Origin of the sequence: Serratia sp. 22264 (assembly GCF_052045345.1) — a bacterium.
In the GTDB taxonomy this organism is placed as follows: Bacteria; Pseudomonadota; Gammaproteobacteria; order Enterobacterales; family Enterobacteriaceae; genus Serratia; species Serratia plymuthica.
This window is the reverse complement of the sequence record NZ_JBQEOY010000002.1, coordinates 226,113-241,745: the sequence shown is the minus strand read 5'-3', so window position 1 is coordinate 241,745 and position 15,633 is coordinate 226,113. Positions and strand designations below refer to the sequence as shown.

Below are 15,633 nucleotides of genomic sequence, written 5' to 3'. Positions count from 1 at the left end.
ATGCCCATTTCACATTGGATCAACGGCCAGCCCGCCGCCGGCGGCACCCGCAGCCAATCGGTGTTCGATCCGGCTACCGGGCTGTCGCACCGGCAGGTGCTGCTGGCGGACCCCGCCACGGTGGAAAGCGCCATCGACGCCGCAGAACGGGCCTACCCAGCCTGGCGAGACACCCCGCCGCTGAAGCGCGCCAGGATCATGATTCGCCTGAAAGCGCTGCTGGAACAGCACGCAGAGCATATCTGCCGGCTGATTACCGCTGAACACGGCAAGGTACTCAGCGATGCCATGGGCGAATTGCAGCGCGGCATCGAGAATATCGAATACGCCAGCTATGCGCCGGAATTGCTGAAAGGCGAGCACAGCAAGGACGCCGGACCGGGTATCGACAGCTGGAGCGAGTTCCAGCCGCTGGGGGTGGTGGCGGGCATCACGCCGTTCAACTTCCCGGCAATGGTGCCGCTGTGGATGTGGCCGATGGCGGTCGTGTGCGGCAATACCTTTGTGCTGAAACCGTCCGAACGCGTGCCCTCCTCCACGCTGTATATCGCCCAGTTGGCTTCCGAAGCCGGGCTGCCGCCTGGGGTGCTGAACGTCGTCAACGGCGATCGCGAAGCGGTAGACACCCTGCTGCACGATGCGCGCGTCAAGGCGGTGAGCTTTGTCGGTTCGACACCGGTAGCGGAGCACATCTACCATACCGGCTGCGGCCAAAATAAACGGGTGCAGGCACTGGGCGGCGCGAAAAACCACGCGGTAGTGCTGCCGGACGCCGACATCGCAGGCAGCGTCAACGCCTTGATGGGAGCGGCATTCGGCTCCTGCGGCCAGCGCTGCATGGCCATCCCGCTGGTGGTCGCCGTGGGGGATGATACCGCCGACGCATTGATTGCCGGGCTGCGGCAGCACATGTCCGCCATGCGTGTCGGCATCGGCAGCGACAACCGCAACGACATGGGGCCATTGGTCACTCAACAGCATTATCAGAAAGTGAAAGGCTATATCGAACAAGGCGTTGACGAAGGCGCAACCCTGGTGGTCGATGGCCGTACGTTGGCGGTGCGGGATGACGACGGGCAAATCAGCCAGGGCTATTTCCTCGGCCCCACACTGTTCGATAACGTGCGCCCCGGCATGCGGATTTACCAGGAGGAGATCTTTGGCCCGGTGCTGGGCGTGGTGCGCGTCGGCACGCTGCAGGAGGCGATGGCGATGATTGACGCCCACGAATACGGCAACGGCACCTGCCTGTTCACCCGCGACGGCGAGGCGGCGCGTTATTTTTCCAGCCATATTCAGGTCGGCATGGTAGGAATCAACGTCGCGCTGCCGGTGCCGGTGGCCTACCACTCGTTTGGGGGGTGGAAGCGATCGCTGTTTGGCGATCTGCACGCCTACGGCCCGGATGCCGTCCGGTTTTACACCAAACGCAAAACCATCACCCAGCGCTGGCCTTCGTCCAGCGAAGCCCAACATGCCACCTTCAGCTTCCCGTCCGGGCAGGGGTAATTTCATCATAAAAATAATGATGTTATGGGGGCGAAGACATTCGCCCTCTTTTTCCACGCGCTCCATTTAATCAGGCCCGGGCAGCGGCATGCCATCGCAATGTTCTATCGCACGATCGCCGCCCGCAACATCACTCACTTACGCGTTGTTAATGGGGTATTGAATGAAAGAGCCCACACCAGAACATAAATTCAAAGGCAATCTCAGCGTCCTCGACGTGGTGATGATTACCGCTTCCGGCGTCACGCCGGCCAGCTCGATCTTCGTCATTGCCCCCCTGGCGATCGCCAGCGCCGGCAGCGGTGCCTTTATCTCATTCCTGATCGCCGCCTTTATCGCCGCGACCATCGCCCTGTGTTATGCCGAGCTGGGTGCCGCCCATCCCAGCGCCGGCGGCGAATACAGTATTATCAAACGGCTGTTCGGCACCTTGTGCGGGCTGCAAACCTATTTGTTTATCCTCAGCGCCGCGCTGTTTGTGCCGGCAGTGCTGGCCACCGGCGCAGTGCCCTATCTGAACACCGCCTTGGGTACCCAATTTGACGCCTCCACCGCCGGCATGATCACCATCTTGATCGGCGGCGGCTGCGCTATTTTCAATATCAAAGCCAACGCCCTGCTGACCGGCACCTTCCTGGTGGTCGAGATCGCGGTGCTGGGTTTAATCGCCTGGCTGGGGTTCAGTCACCCGCACCAAAGCACGGAGATCTTCACCGCACCGGTCATGCTGGACCCGCAAGGCGTGCTGGCGCCGGTCTCCATGCCCTTGATCGTCGCCATGGTCGGCGTCGCGCTGTTTTCCTACAACGGCTACGGGGCGGCGGTGTATATGGCGGAGGATATGCGCGAACAAGGGAAACCTATGGCAACCGCCATCATGCTGACGCTGGCGATCGTGGTGCTGGTCGAACTGTTGCCCTTCACCGCCCTGCTGATCGGCGCCCCCTCGTTAGCCGACATGGCCAAACAGGCCGATCCGGTCGGCTATGTGGTCAGCCAACTGGGTGGGCCGACGCTGGCGCGGGTGGTCAGCGGCGCCATTTACCTGTCGGTGTTCAACGCCATTATCGCCATCGTGGCGCAGTTCAGCCGCATGATGTTCTCCAGCGGGCGTGACGGTTTTTGGCTGCCGCAGGTGAATCGGGCCCTGAAAAAAATCCATCCTCGCTTCGGTACGCCGTGGATCGCCACCCTGCTGTTCGGCATCCCCTCGGCGCTGCTGGCCTTTTGCTCCAACCTTGGCGATCTGACCTCCTTTACCGTGATCCTGCTGCTGCTGGTGTACATCATCATGGCGGTAGCCGCGCTGATCAGCCGCCGCCGGACGCGCTTCCACCACCCGTACCTGATGCCGCTGTGGCCGTTGCCGGTGGCGATCGCCCTGATCGGTTGCCTGTATGTACTGTGGACAATTTTAATCGCCAGCAGCCTGAAAGACTTTATTATCATTGCCGGCATCCTCTGTTTTGGTCTGACGCTGAGCTATATGCGCAACCGGCAGGCCGCCCCCCTTGTTGAACCCTCGATTGAAGGAGAATAGCCATGTCGCAACGCGCTCAGGAGTTGGGTATTAACATCGGCCACGGCACACCCGGTCCGCTGAACGCCATCACCGACGTGCCCGGCGTGCGCGTAGGCCACGCCGGCATCCACGCCGATCTGGCCGATGGACGCAGCGTCCGTACCGGCGTCACGGTGATAGAACCCCGTCCCGGCCAGGCGCGGCAGTCTCCCTGCTTTGCCGGCGTTCACGTGCTTAACGGCAACGGCGACGCCACCGGCCTGGAGTGGATCCGCGAAGCCGGCCTGCTCACCAGCCCGATCGCCTTCACCAACACCCACAGCGTCGGCGTCGTGCGCGACAGCCTGATCGCGCTGGAGCGCGAAGCCTTGCCGCCGGGCGACGACGCGGTGTACTGGAGCATGCCGGTGGTAATGGAAACCTTCGACGGCCTACTGAACGACATCAACGGTTTTCACGTCAAACCCGATCACGTTCGGCAGGCCTTGCAGGCAGCGCATGACGGGCTGCCGCAGGAAGGAGCGGTAGGTGGCGGCAGCGGCATGATCTGCCATGAGTTCAAAGGCGGCATCGGCACCGCTTCGCGCCGCCTGCCCGCCGAACGCGGCGGCTGGACGGTTGGCGCCATCGTGCAGGCCAACCACGGTAAACGCCAGTCGCTGCTGGTCGGCGGCTACCCGGTAGGCCGCCATCTGGACCATATCTCCTCGCCGTTCACCCCACAACTGCCGCATCCGGGCATGGGGTCGATCGTCGTCACGCTGGCTACCGACGCGCCGTTGTTACCGCATCAGTGTACCCGCCTGGCCCAACGCGCCAGTATCGGCATCGCCCGTACCGGCGGCGGCACCGAGGACTCGAGCGGCGATATCTTTCTCGCCTTCGCCACCGGCAACGACGGCCTGCCCCCCGCCGACTATGCCAACAAGGGCGCGTTCACTACCCCGTTGCGCATGGTGAATAACGATTACATTTCCGATCTGTTTGCGGCGGCGGCCGAAGCGGTGGAAGAGGCGATTATCAATGCCCTGCTGGCGGCGAATACCGTTTCCGGCAATGGCCATCGGGCGGAAGGGCTAAGCGCGGAGCAGTTGCTTATCGCCCTGGAGAAGGCCGGCTGGCGGCGGTGAAAGGGTATCCTGGGCGCGGGTTGCCCGCGCCCACGATAAATCAGGATTCGCCGCCCGGTTTGGGTGCCGGATAGTCGTAATCCAGTTTCAGCGGTTCGGCGTAAACACTGTCCCACAGCTGGCTGTAGAGTGTGTCCAGCCGCTGGCTCATCGCCGGGCTGTGCAGCACCAGTTCCAGATTGCGCGAGTTATCCAGATAGCCGCCGGTCCAGTTGCTGGTGCCCACCCAGGCGGTTTCGCCGTCGATAGTCATCAGCTTGCTGTGGATCACCCGCGCGAACGGGATAAACCCCTGGCTGGCCGGCGGAATGGTCACCACCTTTATCTGCACGTTCGGCACCAGCGCCAGGCTTTTCAGCCAGGCGATATCGGGCTTTTTGGTGTTCCAGTTGGCCACCATCAGCTCGATCTGCACGCCGCGCGCGGCGGCGCTGCGCAGGGCATTGTCGATGACCGCGTAATAAGGCCGGCTGCGTTCGGGGCCGTAAGACAACGGCGCATAGTCCATCACCTGCACCCGCACCCGCTGTTTGGCGCTCGCCAGCAGACGCGGCAACTCAACCTGCGAGTCAATCACGCCGGCCGGGTTATAGGCGCGCGGGCTGGCGATCAGATAGTTGCCCTGCGGCGTTGCCGCCGTGGGCTGATACGCCAGCTGCGGCACCGGTTTATCCGCCGTCAGCAACGCCTGCGCCCGCCAGTCCTGCTCGAAGATCGCCTGGATCTGCCCGACAACCCCGGCATCGCTGATGCGCAGCCCGGTTTCATGAATATGCTCCAGCGCCCGCCAGTCGAAGTTCTGGCTGCCGACAAACGCCTGCTCGCCGTCCACCAGCAGGTATTTGGCATGCAGAATGCCGCCACTCAACCGCTGGTAAGGAATAATCCGCAGCTCCAGGTTGGGGATCGCCTTCAGCTGTTCCAGCGTCTCCGGGGTGGATATACGAATCCCCTTCTCTTCCATCAGAAAACGGATTTTCACCCCGCGCTCGCCCGCCGCTTTCAGGTGTTGCAGCACGCCGTCCAGCAGCGAGCCCTGTTGGTTCGCCACATAGAACTGACCCAGATCGATGCGGGTTTTCGCCGCATCGAACATCTGCTGCCACACCTCGGCGGTGTTACGCAGGTCATCCGCCTGCAACGCGGTTTCCACCGGCGCGGTATACACCAGCTCGTAGCCGGGAATAGCAAAACGCGCCGCCGCACTCTGGCTCAACATCAACAGACAGCCACCCCATAACGCAGTGTAAAGGCGGCCTAATGGCCGCCGTGGTTGACGGCCATTAGGCATAGCGCGGTGCCTCACTGTCAACCCATTGCTCGCGGCTGCCGTTTTCCGGGCGGCTGGCCGGCGCACCGGCGCGGATCAACAGCACCTTCAGCAGTTCGTTGATGCGCTCCATGCGGCTTTGCAGGTAGTTGTTGCCCACCAGGCACAGCAGCGCAATGGCGATCCCCAGCCCGGTGGCGTACAGCGCGGTGCCCATGCCGGCAGACACCAAACTCGGCTCCGACACCCCGGAAGCGGCCAGCGCCTTAAAGGTTTCGATAATCCCCATTACCGTGCCCAGCAGCCCCAGCAGCGGGGCGGCGGTGACGATGGTTTCCAACAGCCACAGGCCACGCGCCATCAGCGGTTTGCTCAACAGGTACTGCGCGTCGACCAAATCGCCTATCGCTTCGCGGTCACCGGCGCGGTGCTTCTGCTCCAGTACCGGCGCGATCACCGCCAGCGGCAGGCTGTTGCGCTGGGTCAGTTCGTCCGGCAGATCGGCGGCGCGGTGCACGTCCGGCGTCAGCGCCTGCTCCAACCGACGGGCCTGGCGCTGGGTGTAAGCGAAATACAGCGCGCGTTCGATAATGATCACCAGCGCAATCGCCAGCGCGGCGTACATTACGTAGAAAATAATGTCGTGCAATAAATTGGCATTCATAACATACCCCTCAGATTAGTTAAAAGGTGGCTTCCAGCGACACGCTAAAGGTGCGCTCTTCCCCGACGTTGTAATACGGCGTGCTGGCTTTCACGCCGCCATAAGGCGCGGCGTTGAAGGTGGTGGTACGCACCGAGGTCAGGTATTCCTTGTCAAACAGGTTGCTGACGCCAAAGCGCAGCGCTGCGCTTTTGATGATTTTCTTGTCCACCGGCAAATGCACCCCCGCCGCCAGATCGAACACCGTGCGGCCGCCGATCTTCTCGTCGTTGGTCAGATCGCCGTAGAACGAGCTGACGTATTTGCCGCTGACGCTGCCGTAATACAGGCCGTCGTCGTAGCCCAGCGTCATGTTCAGCAGGTTTTTCGGCACGTTCGGCACCTCTTTGCCGGACGTCGGCAGCGGCAGCCCGCCGTTGCTGACAATGTCGTTCTTCTGCTTCGACTGGGTATAGGTGTATGAGGTGTAGTAGTTAAAGTTGTGCGGCAGTTGGCCGCTCCACTCCAGCTCCAGCCCTTTGTTCTCCACGTTGCCGATGTTCATCATCTCGTAATCGCCGGACGAGTTGGTGGTGGAGACTTGACGATCGCTGTAGCGCATATAGAACAACGTGGCGCTCATCAGCATGTCTTCCTGCTGGAAACGCCAGCCCAGCTCGTGGTTCCAGCTCAGCTCCGGCTTGGTGCTGATCGAGTCGCCGACGTTGTACAGCACGTAGTTCGGTGGGGTGCGCATGTTGCGCGTCAGGTTATAGAACACCTGATTTTCCTGGTTCAGCTTGTAGCTGGCGCTGAAGTTAGGCAGGAATTCGTGGTAAGTGGCATCGCGCTTCTCCGGCACGTTGTACAGGCTGCCGCGGTTGTCCCCTTTACGCTCCACGTACTGATAGGCCAGCCCGCCGACGAAGGTCCAGTCCGGCGTGGCGTACCAGGTGTCCTGCAGCCACACTTTCTGCGCCGGGGTGATGGTGTATTGGTTACGCCCCTGCACGGTCTTGCCGTTGGCGTCCTGCACCTGATCGGAACCGCCCGGTTTGCCCGAAATCTGCGCCGGGTTGCCGTCGTCCTTGATGCCGATAAACGGCTGGGTCTGTAGCTGACGCGCACGTTCATACCAGTAGCCGATATCCAGGCTGTGCTGATCGTTGATGTCCCACTTCAGCTTGGTGGTAATGCCGGGGCGCCAGGTCTGGGTCCAGGAAGGGCGGTAATAGGTGTTGGACTTCAGATTGCTCAGATCGTACTGCCCGGCCTTGTCCGACGTATTGGACAGCACCGACGCCGTCTGGCCGGTAAAGCTGCCGCCGTTGCCCCAGTAGTAATACGGCTGCAGGGTCAGCGACAGATTGTCGCGCAGTTGCAGCTTCTGGGTGAATGACAGCGTGAAGGTATCGAACGGGTTGCGGTTGAGTTTGTAGTACTTGTTCAACTGGCCCTTGCTGTTGTATTCCGGCGTGGTGGCGTAGTCGGTATCGCGCCCGTCGTTTTCGAACTGCGCCTTGCTCAGGGTGTTGTAGTTGACGTTCTGCTGGCGGTTGTACTTCATGATCAGGTTACTGCTGTTGCCGTTGCCGTCTTCGTACAGCGAGTTCATTTCGAACTTGTTGGAATATTCGCGCCCTTCCCCGCGCCACTTTTTCGCCTCGGTGTGTGAGTAGGAGAGCCAGTTGCTGAAACCGTTGTACTCGCCGGTTTCCAAACGGGCAAAGGTTTTGCTCAGGTTGTTGCTGCCCAGCGTCTGCTTGACGAAGCCGCCGAAATCTTTTGCCGGGCGGCGCGTCACCATGCCGATATTGCCGCCGCTGGAGCCGATGTGCGGGCCGTCCGCCTCGGATGATCCCTGGGTGACGAACACTTCCTCCAGGTTCTCCGAATCGCCCAGCAGGTTCGGATAGACGGCATAGTTGCCGGAGTCGTTGATCGGGATACCGTCCATCGACAGGCCGATCTGATCCGAGTTCATGCCGCGCATGGTGTAATCGACGCCGCTCAGGCCGCTGGCGTCGTTGCTGTTGACGTTCAGGCCTGGCGTGTATTTCAGCTTGTCGATGGCATTGGCCGCTGCGGGCATTTTGTCCATCGCCTCTTTGGTGACGGTGGAGCGCGCCTTGGCGCTGTCGTCCTGCACCATCATGCCGCCGCCCAGCGACTGCCCCTTCACGCTGATGGTACCGACGTCGGTGGTGTCCGCCGCCAGCGCCGCGCCCGGCAGCATCGCCGACATCACCGCCAGATAAATCCCAGATCGATTGAAAGACTTCATTGTTTCCATCCCCTAAAAAATCAAACTGTTATGCCAGGTCGCTACGGCGCCTGATAATTGAACGTGGCTGAAAATCGTTTGGTTGCTTGCCCGGCAAAAGCGTCGCTCGGGAACGCCTTCACCTGGCTGATGCTTTGTAAACTGCCCATCGCCGCGCGGTTCAGCAGCATGCTGGCAGCCTTGTTGGCGATGCCGGAAGAGAGCACGCGGCCGCTGCGATCGACCTCCAGCCAGACCTCGACATTGCCCTGCGGCCGTTCGAGCGATGCCTGCCGTCCGCTCGGGTAGCGCTTGCGCTGTTCCAGTTCGCGGCGCAGTGCCTGCAAATAACCGTTTTCGATCGCCTGGGCGTTGACCTTCGGCGCGGCAGGTGCGGCCGGCGTGGGTACAGGCTTGCTGACCAGCGCTTTCGGCGCAGGCTGTGCGGATACCGGTTTGGCCTTTTCTACCGGTTTGGCTTTCTCTTTCACCGGTTTGGGCTTGGGTTTGGGCTGCGGTTTGGGAACCGGCTTGGCCTCGATAATCGGCTCCGGGGCCGGCACCACGGGTTCAGGAACGGGTTGCGGCTCCGGTGGCGGGGGTTCGGGTTGCGGCGGGATTTCCACCGGCGGTTCCGGCTGAGGCTGAGGTTCAGGCTCCGGCTCGACCAGCGCCAGTTCCATGGTAGTGTCGTCATAGCGTGGCTGGATTTTCAGCGCAGCCTGCTGGCTGGCGAACAGTAAACAGCCCGCCACGATCAGCGCCGGCAGCCAGCTGAAAAGGTGACGTGAACGATAGAGCAGATACATGTCACAGCTTCCGTGTAGCGATCGAGACGGAATAGAATCCGCCCTGGCGCAGGTTATCCATCACCGCCACCAGTCGCTCCACCGCAACGCCCTTGTCGCTGTTGACGATAATGGTGGTGGTCTGGTTTTCCTGCTGCTGCTGTTTGAGCGTGCTGACCAGCGCGTTAAGCGCCACCGGTTGGCCGTCCAACTGCAATTGTTCTTCAGCCCCCAGCGTGATGATCGCTTTCTTCTGCGGCTTCAGTTGCTGAGCGCTGCCGGCAGACGGCAACTGGGTTTTCAGCCCCAGCGCCGGGATCACGTTCAGGCTAATCAGCACAAAAAACACCAGCAAAAACATCATCACGTCGATCATGGGGATCAACTCGATGTGCGCCTTGTTCTTTTTCGGTTCGTTCCAGTTACGCATGGCACTCCCTCCCAAAAGCAAAGCAGCCAATATAGGAGGCCTTTGTTTACCTTTCGTTACGCTTTTGTGATCTTATTATCACAGAGAGGGTATTTTGCGAGAATTGTTTCAGACAGCAACTGGCCAGACTGGTTATATAACCAATTAATTAACTGATATTTTTTATTAATCTGTCGCAAATGTGCATGAGAGGCAGGAAAAATAACGGGGGATGAATGTAATTAACCTAACAGATTACAGCAAGATCTTCAGGCCGTGTTTTTGCACGATGGAGAGCAGTTTAAGGGATGGGCCTCCCGGTAGTTTCGCACCGGACTCCCATTTTTGAATGGTTGAAAGACTGGTATTTAAATAGCGGGCAAAAACCGGTTGGCTCAGATGCAACTGTTCACGAAGCGCCTTGATCTCTTTCGGTTGCAACTCTTCCAGCGGGACCAGACAAGACTCATCGAAACTGCGCATGGTTTCCTGTGAAATAGCCCCAACCTGATGTAAACCTTCAGCGGCGCGATGGATAGCCTCAAAGGCAGTGCTGCGAAAATCAGATTTTTTTTTCATGGCAAATCTCCACCCATTCGTTTTGTTCTATCCGTGTGGCGATGGTTCCAACGCTCAGTTGGTCATAAAAAATATAGCACTTAGTGATAGACTTCCCAAGTGCAACCGGGTTTACCAAAATCGTCGCAATACCGGATGACGGCAACGAGTAAAATCTAGAATTGCCTGAGGTGTCGAGCGTTGAAATCCGTAGAAGTAACGAGAAAAAAATAGTTGCGGCGCAGTACGCAAAATAGCGATTTTCAGCCAAAAAAAAGACGCCCCAAGGCGTCTTTTTCAGATCACTGAATCAATCAGTTCACTTTAACCGGCATACCGGAACGGGCTTTGATCGCCGCGTCCACTTCGCTCTGGTTAACGGCAGGATCCATCACCACTTTGCCCACTGGCGCAGAAATGGTTAACGGCACCGGATCTTTGGACTTCAGCTCTTCTTCGTTAGCGGAAAGCGGGTTGTGCACTTCCACGTAACGGGAACCGTCCGGCTCGACGGTGGCTTTCACCGGCTCGTTGATAAACTGCACGCGGGTGCCGACCGGCACGTTGTCGAACAGGTATTTGATGTCGTCAGCACGCAGACGCACACAGCCGTGGCTCACGCGCAGGCCGATACCGAAGTTGGCGTTGGTGCCGTGGATCGCATACAGGCGGCCAACGTACAGCGCATACAGGCCCATCGGGTTGTCCGGACCGGCCGGGAACACCGCTGGCAGGATCTCGCCGTCTGCCGCGTATTCTTCACGCATCTTGGCGGTTGGCGTCCAGGTTGGGCCGTCTTTTTTGCGCTGCACCGAGGTAATCCAGTTCAGCGGGGTGTCTTTACCCAACTGGCCGATACCGATTGGCAGCACGACCACGGTGTTGCTGCCTTTCGGGTAGTAGTACAGACGCATCTCGGCGCTGTTGATGATGATGCCTTCACGCGGTGCGTCCGGCAGGATCAACTGCTGCGGGATGGTCATGGTGCTGCCCGCTTTCGGCAGGAACGGATCCACGCCCGGGTTGGCTTCCAGCATATTGCTCAGGCCCATCTGGTATTGAGCGGCAAAGCTCTCCAGCGGCAGCTTGCTGTCTTCGGGTACGGTGATTTGGATGTTTTCACCGACCAGACGGCTGTCTTTGGCTGGCAAAGGGTATACGACGGCGAAGGCAGACTGGCTGAATGCAACCAGCGCCGTACACAGGGTTAATAACGCGCGAATGTTCATTTTCATCTTCGTGTTGGTCGTGGCCACTGGCAGATTATTGATATAGGTTATTTTCGGCCATAAATGACCGGATGCGCATTATATGTGCACATTGACCTAAGTGCGAAACATTCCCTGTGTCATGACGCACTTTTTTGTAACCTGCTGCGGTATGAAGATGACTTACTGTAAAAAATGCCGCTAAAGCGCGACGTCTGGCGGCGTAATTCGGCGTATGGGGATCAGGTATTCACAACGGATCGCCGTGCTTGCTCCGTTGCAAACGCCGCCCGCCGCCGGGTAAAAGCGCTCGATATCCTGCCCCGGCCGCCGCACCGCTTTCATCATCGGGATCGCGGTATCGTACAGGCGGGCGATAAAGTTTTGTAATTCCTCCACCCTGCCCTGATAAACAAAACTGGCGTAGTCGCCTTGCTCGATGAGCACCCTCTCGCCTTCCGCCTGTTCATCCGCCAGCGCCACGGTATAGACAATGCGCTTGCCGCCGCGTTGGCGGCTGTCCGCCTCCAGGCTGGTGAGGCCGTACACCACCGCCGGCGGCTCGGCTTGCGTGCGCACCATCTGGCGCCAGGCGTGTTGACGCAGCTCGTGTTTAGAATGCGGCAGTTGCCCCAGAGTGCAGTTGCCCCGCTGGGAGCGCCCCACCAGTTGCATGGCAGGCAGGGTAACGATGTCCGCCTGCGGCAACGGCCCTTCGCTCAAACGCAGCGGCGGCTGCATGCCGTGGCTGGCCCAATCCGGGCTGCGGCGATAGCCGGCCGGCGGCAAACCGAACTGCTTCTTGAAGCAGCGGGTGAAGGTCTGCTGGGAATCAAACTGGTACTTATCGGCAATGCAGGCCACGCTGATGTGGGTGAGCCGCAACTCGCGCGCGGCGGCGCTCAACCTTCTGCGCCGGGCGTAGGTCCCCAGAACGTGGCCGGTTAACTGCTTGAACAGCCGCTGCAAATGCCATTTGGAATAGCCGGATTTGGCGGCGATATCGTCCAGCGTCAGCGGCTGGTCGAGGTTTTGCTCAATCCAGGCCAGCAGTTGAGTGATTACCTGTTGCTGATACATTGCGCCCCCTCAGAGTGCTAAATCTGGCGCTTACTTTATCGACTAACGCGCTAGACCACATTGCACAATCAGGACATAATGTTTTTCAATCACGCCAAATTGAGAATAATTCTCATGCCAGTTATCACCGAACCGCGTTTCGATATCGATCAGGTACCGCGGGCGATTTTTGCCGTACAGGGCTCCACCATCAGCAGCGATTGGGAGATGGCCCCTCACCGGCACCGCAAGGCGCAGCTGATTTATACGGTCCGCGGCATGATCCGCTGCGAGGCGGAAAACGGCCTGTGGCTGGTGCCGCCGCAATGCGCGCTTTGGATGCCGGGCAACGTGCTGCATAACGCCCAGGGGGCCGGCGACACCGAATGCTATTGCCTGTTTGTCGATCAGGACGCTATCGCCGGCCTGCCCACCCATTGCTGCACGCTGGCGGTGTCGCCGTTGCTGCGCGAGCTGCTGTTGCAGGCCAGCGGGTTCGATCCGCTCTATGACGAACAGGGCCCGGAAGGACGGCTGACCACCGTGCTGCTGGATCAGGTGGTTAATGCGCCGATCGAAAACCTGCATTTGCCGGTCTCTCAGGACGCGCGCATTCGCCAACTGACCGAACGCCTGCTGGCCAATCCGGCGGACAAAGCCACCCTGAACCAATGGGCGCAGCGCATCGGCATGAGCGAGCGCTCTCTCAATCGCACCCTGCAACAACAAATGGGCATGAGCTTCGGCCATTGGCGGCGGCAGTTGCACGTGATGCTGGCGTTGCAACGGCTGACCAAGGGCGACAGCGTGCAGAAGGTAGCGCTGGATCTGGGCTATGAGAGCGCCAGCGGCTTTGTCACCATGTTCCGCAAAGCGGTGGGCAAACCGCCGGCGCGCTATCTGGCGGAGAGAAGCGCCGCGGGGCAGGCGGCAGGGAGCGGCATTGCCATGTAGCGGGCGGCGGTTAAGCACTAAATTCTAATTGCGGCGGTAAAAATAGCTTTAACTTCAATAGTGGCGGCGCCGATCTTTATATTCGCGCCGATGGCGATCACCGCCTTTTTTACTTTAGCCGCTTCGGGGAGGAATTTTTCTGGCTATTGGCAGCGGAAACGCGCTTCCCGGCAGCCGTCATGAACGTGCCAACCGATCGGTATCTTTCGTGTAGCACCTCAGCTTCACCGCAATGCCCGCTAGCGGGTTGGAAAGTATAATTTTATGGCACACAAATTTCGCATTTTGGGCATTTCCGGCAGCTTGCGCGCCGCGTCGTTGAACAGCCTGTTTTTACGCGCCATGGCGCTGGTGAGCCCCGACAGCGTGCAGTTCGAGATTTACTCGCACCTGGGCGCCATCCCCTTATTCAACCCAGACCATGAACAACTGGGCCATCCGGCCGTCGCCCACTGGCAATCCGCACTGGCGCAGGCAGATCTGGTGCTGTTGGCCAGCCCGGAATACGCGCACGGCGTGAGCGGCGTGATGAAGAATGCGTTGGACTGGATCGTCGGCAGTGGAGAACTCATGGACAAGCCACTGGCTTTCCCCAATATTTCCGTACGCGCACAGCTGGCGCAGTCGCAGTTGGCGGAAACGTTGCAAATCATGGGCTGCCGCCTGATCGAATCCTGCATCCCCTGCGCTACCCTCGCAGCGCCTTATGTCTTGTCGGAGGCCGATGAACGCACTTTGGTCGACCATCCCGACATAGGTCCACGGCTAAAGGCTCTGTGGCGCAACATTGAACTCAGTCTGTCCGAATCGCACTAAAACGACAGGGTGCGAGGGACGATGATAACGGATAACCAACGCACTTTATTCCTGCGCCGGGCAGGCAATAACGCCGCTGCATTTGCATTAATGAGGCGAACGGGGGATTAACAGGTAACCGGGGAAGATGCTCAATGACGGCCCCTCCCCCCTCCACATTGTGATTTTCCCCCCACCCCCTGCCGAAATAGCTCCCCTCCGGCATGAATAATGATTATTATTCGCAACTAAAAGGATCGGCGCGCCACGACGCGACCGGCCGGATTTCGGATTTTCCCTTTATTCAATGTTGAGCGTTCCTGGCTCCAGGGCAACCGCCCTGTGGCGATAGGCTTTTTTAACTCCATGGAGAGGTTATGAATTCTGCAACCACCACCAGCCGCCGCTTTGGCGCACGCGCCACCTTCCCGCTGCTGTTGCTCACGTCAATGCTGTTTTCCGCCCCGCTGCTGGCCCAGAGCGAGCCTGAGCTGCTGCGCAAACCGGTCGGTAAAGGCGCTTACGAGATGGTGTACAGCCAGGGCGAAAACGCGCTGTATCTGGCGACCTCGCAAAGCCGTAAGCTGGACAAGGGCGGCGTGGTTTATCGGCTGGATCCCAAGACGCTGGACATCACCCAGGTGATTCACAACGACATCAAACCCTTCGGCGCCGCGATGAACGGCAAGACCGATACGCTGTTCTTCGGCAACACGGTAAACAACTCGGTGACCGCTATCGACGCCAAGAGCGGCGAAGTGAAAGGCCGCCTGGTGCTGGATGCCCGCCAACGCACCGAGACGGTAAAACCGCTGGCGCCGCGTGAGTTGGTGGCCGATGCCACGACCGACACGCTGTACATTACCGGGCTGGGCGAATCCAGCGTGGTCTGGGTGGTAGACGGTAAAGATCTCACCCTGCGCACCACCATCACCGATACCGGCAAATACGGCACCGGCCTGGCGCTGGACGCCGCAGCCGGCCGCCTGTATGTGACCAACGCCGACGGCGAGCTGGTGACTATCGACACCAAAACCAACAAAGTGCTCACCCGCAAAAAGCTGGATGAATCCAAAGAGCACTTCTTCCTGAACATCAGCCTGGATCCGACCACCCACCGCGCCTTTATCACCGACTCCAAGCAGGCGCAGGTGTTGGTCGTCGACACCCGCAACGGCGCTATCCTGAGCAAAATCGATGTGCCGGAATCGCTGGCGGTGCTGTTCAACCCGGCGCGCAATGAAGTTTACGTGACCCACCGCAAGGCGGGCGAAGTGAGCGTGATCGACGCCAAAAGTTACAAGCTGCTGAACACCCTCAAGACGCCGACCCACCCGAACAGCCTGGCGCTTTCACCGGATGGCCAGACGCTGTATGTCAGCGTCAAACAGGCTTCCAGCCGCGAAAAAGAAGCCACGGATCCGGATGACGTGATTCGCATAGCATTGAAATAATCAAGAACGGGGGTGCTTCGGCGCCCCTTGAGGTTGATGACAAAGTTGTCTTTGAGCCCGAGATACCCGGG

The 15,633-nt window shown here is 59.6% G+C and carries 14 protein-coding genes; 6 read left to right on the top strand and 8 right to left on the bottom strand.

Going from position 1 to position 15,633, the window contains the following annotated elements; all coding sequences use genetic code 11:
• From ACTJJ1_RS12070 to ACTJJ1_RS12060, 3 genes are all read left to right on the top strand, one after another.
• A complete protein-coding gene (locus tag ACTJJ1_RS12070; RefSeq protein WP_440833835.1) occupies positions 1–1,509 on the top strand; it encodes a CoA-acylating methylmalonate-semialdehyde dehydrogenase in 1,509 nt (502 codons plus the stop codon).
• 163 nt (positions 1,510–1,672) lie between these two features.
• On the top strand, positions 1,673–3,049 hold the full coding sequence (locus tag ACTJJ1_RS12065) for an APC family permease (RefSeq protein ID WP_062869496.1): 1,377 nt from the start codon (positions 1,673–1,675) through the stop codon (positions 3,047–3,049).
• A 2-nt stretch (positions 3,050–3,051) separates the two neighbouring features.
• Positions 3,052–4,161 (top strand): DmpA family aminopeptidase, encoded by a 1,110-nt coding sequence (locus ACTJJ1_RS12060; protein ID WP_208904595.1) that lies wholly within the window; start codon positions 3,052–3,054, stop codon positions 4,159–4,161.
• Positions 4,162–4,201: 40 nt separating this feature from the next.
• Here the strand turns inward: ACTJJ1_RS12060 and ACTJJ1_RS12055 are convergent, their stop codons facing one another.
• The 8 genes from ACTJJ1_RS12055 to ACTJJ1_RS12020 all read right to left on the bottom strand — a co-directional run bounded on the left by ACTJJ1_RS12055 (position 4,202) and on the right by ACTJJ1_RS12020 (position 12,380).
• Positions 4,202–5,452: a phospholipase D-like domain-containing protein gene (locus ACTJJ1_RS12055; protein ID WP_440833832.1), complete on the bottom strand. Its 1,251-nt coding sequence runs from the start codon at positions 5,450–5,452 to the stop codon at positions 4,202–4,204.
• Positions 5,445–6,095, bottom strand: a complete 651-nt coding sequence (locus tag ACTJJ1_RS12050) for a MotA/TolQ/ExbB proton channel family protein (RefSeq protein ID WP_004949824.1) — start codon at positions 6,093–6,095, stop codon at positions 5,445–5,447. The genes ACTJJ1_RS12055 and ACTJJ1_RS12050 overlap by 8 nt, the downstream gene beginning before the upstream one ends.
• Before the next feature lie 19 nt (positions 6,096–6,114).
• The gene (locus tag ACTJJ1_RS12045) at positions 6,115–8,358 is read right to left on the bottom strand and encodes a TonB-dependent receptor family protein (protein WP_006323436.1); all 2,244 of its coding nucleotides are present in this window, start codon (positions 8,356–8,358) and stop codon (positions 6,115–6,117) included.
• A 41-nt stretch (positions 8,359–8,399) separates the two neighbouring features.
• Entirely contained in the window at positions 8,400–9,146 is a 747-nt protein-coding gene (locus ACTJJ1_RS12040; protein WP_440833829.1) for an energy transducer TonB, read from the bottom strand.
• A gap of 1 nt (position 9,147) precedes the next feature.
• Positions 9,148–9,555, bottom strand: a complete 408-nt coding sequence (locus ACTJJ1_RS12035) for an ExbD/TolR family protein (RefSeq protein ID WP_004949818.1) — start codon at positions 9,553–9,555, stop codon at positions 9,148–9,150.
• A 234-nt stretch (positions 9,556–9,789) separates the two neighbouring features.
• Entirely contained in the window at positions 9,790–10,113 is a 324-nt protein-coding gene (locus ACTJJ1_RS12030) for a helix-turn-helix domain-containing protein (protein ID WP_110605903.1), read from the bottom strand.
• Between the two features lie 293 nt (positions 10,114–10,406).
• Complete coding sequence (locus ACTJJ1_RS12025; RefSeq protein ID WP_004949814.1) at positions 10,407–11,327, bottom strand: L,D-transpeptidase family protein; 921 nt, start codon at positions 11,325–11,327, stop codon at positions 10,407–10,409.
• A 174-nt stretch (positions 11,328–11,501) separates the two neighbouring features.
• Positions 11,502–12,380: a helix-turn-helix domain-containing protein gene (locus ACTJJ1_RS12020; protein ID WP_440833826.1), complete on the bottom strand. Its 879-nt coding sequence runs from the start codon at positions 12,378–12,380 to the stop codon at positions 11,502–11,504.
• Positions 12,381–12,494: 114 nt separating this feature from the next.
• On the opposite strand from ACTJJ1_RS12020, the gene ACTJJ1_RS12015 reads away from it, so the two are divergent.
• From ACTJJ1_RS12015 to yncE, 3 genes are all read left to right on the top strand, one after another.
• On the top strand, positions 12,495–13,313 hold the full coding sequence (locus tag ACTJJ1_RS12015; protein WP_172458751.1) for an AraC family transcriptional regulator: 819 nt from the start codon (positions 12,495–12,497) through the stop codon (positions 13,311–13,313).
• A gap of 264 nt (positions 13,314–13,577) precedes the next feature.
• Complete coding sequence (locus ACTJJ1_RS12010; protein ID WP_004949810.1) at positions 13,578–14,129, top strand: NADPH-dependent FMN reductase; 552 nt, start codon at positions 13,578–13,580, stop codon at positions 14,127–14,129.
• Between the two features lie 356 nt (positions 14,130–14,485).
• Entirely contained in the window at positions 14,486–15,562 is a 1,077-nt protein-coding gene (gene yncE / locus ACTJJ1_RS12005) for a 7-bladed beta-propeller protein YncE (RefSeq protein WP_440833824.1), read from the top strand.
• The last annotated feature ends 71 nt before the right edge of the window (positions 15,563–15,633 follow it).

What these genes read in the sequence shown, in the direction of transcription:
- ACTJJ1_RS12070 (WP_440833835.1), top strand. Translation starts at nt 1, where the DNA reads ATGCCCATTTCACATTGGATCAACGGCCAGCCCGCCGCCGGCGGCACC.
- ACTJJ1_RS12065 (WP_062869496.1), top strand. Translation starts at nt 1,673, where the DNA reads ATGAAAGAGCCCACACCAGAACATAAATTCAAAGGCAATCTCAGCGTC.
- ACTJJ1_RS12060 (WP_208904595.1), top strand. Translation starts at nt 3,052, where the DNA reads ATGTCGCAACGCGCTCAGGAGTTGGGTATTAACATCGGCCACGGCACA.
- ACTJJ1_RS12055 (WP_440833832.1), bottom strand. Translation starts at nt 5,452, where the DNA reads ATGCCTAATGGCCGTCAACCACGGCGGCCATTAGGCCGCCTTTACACT.
- ACTJJ1_RS12050 (WP_004949824.1), bottom strand. Translation starts at nt 6,095, where the DNA reads ATGAATGCCAATTTATTGCACGACATTATTTTCTACGTAATGTACGCC.
- ACTJJ1_RS12045 (WP_006323436.1), bottom strand. Translation starts at nt 8,358, where the DNA reads ATGAAGTCTTTCAATCGATCTGGGATTTATCTGGCGGTGATGTCGGCG.
- ACTJJ1_RS12040 (WP_440833829.1), bottom strand. Translation starts at nt 9,146, where the DNA reads ATGTATCTGCTCTATCGTTCACGTCACCTTTTCAGCTGGCTGCCGGCG.
- ACTJJ1_RS12035 (WP_004949818.1), bottom strand. Translation starts at nt 9,555, where the DNA reads ATGCGTAACTGGAACGAACCGAAAAAGAACAAGGCGCACATCGAGTTG.
- ACTJJ1_RS12030 (WP_110605903.1), bottom strand. Translation starts at nt 10,113, where the DNA reads ATGAAAAAAAAATCTGATTTTCGCAGCACTGCCTTTGAGGCTATCCAT.
- ACTJJ1_RS12025 (WP_004949814.1), bottom strand. Translation starts at nt 11,327, where the DNA reads ATGAAAATGAACATTCGCGCGTTATTAACCCTGTGTACGGCGCTGGTT.
- ACTJJ1_RS12020 (WP_440833826.1), bottom strand. Translation starts at nt 12,380, where the DNA reads ATGTATCAGCAACAGGTAATCACTCAACTGCTGGCCTGGATTGAGCAA.
- ACTJJ1_RS12015 (WP_172458751.1), top strand. Translation starts at nt 12,495, where the DNA reads ATGCCAGTTATCACCGAACCGCGTTTCGATATCGATCAGGTACCGCGG.
- ACTJJ1_RS12010 (WP_004949810.1), top strand. Translation starts at nt 13,578, where the DNA reads ATGGCACACAAATTTCGCATTTTGGGCATTTCCGGCAGCTTGCGCGCC.
- yncE (WP_440833824.1), top strand. Translation starts at nt 14,486, where the DNA reads ATGAATTCTGCAACCACCACCAGCCGCCGCTTTGGCGCACGCGCCACC.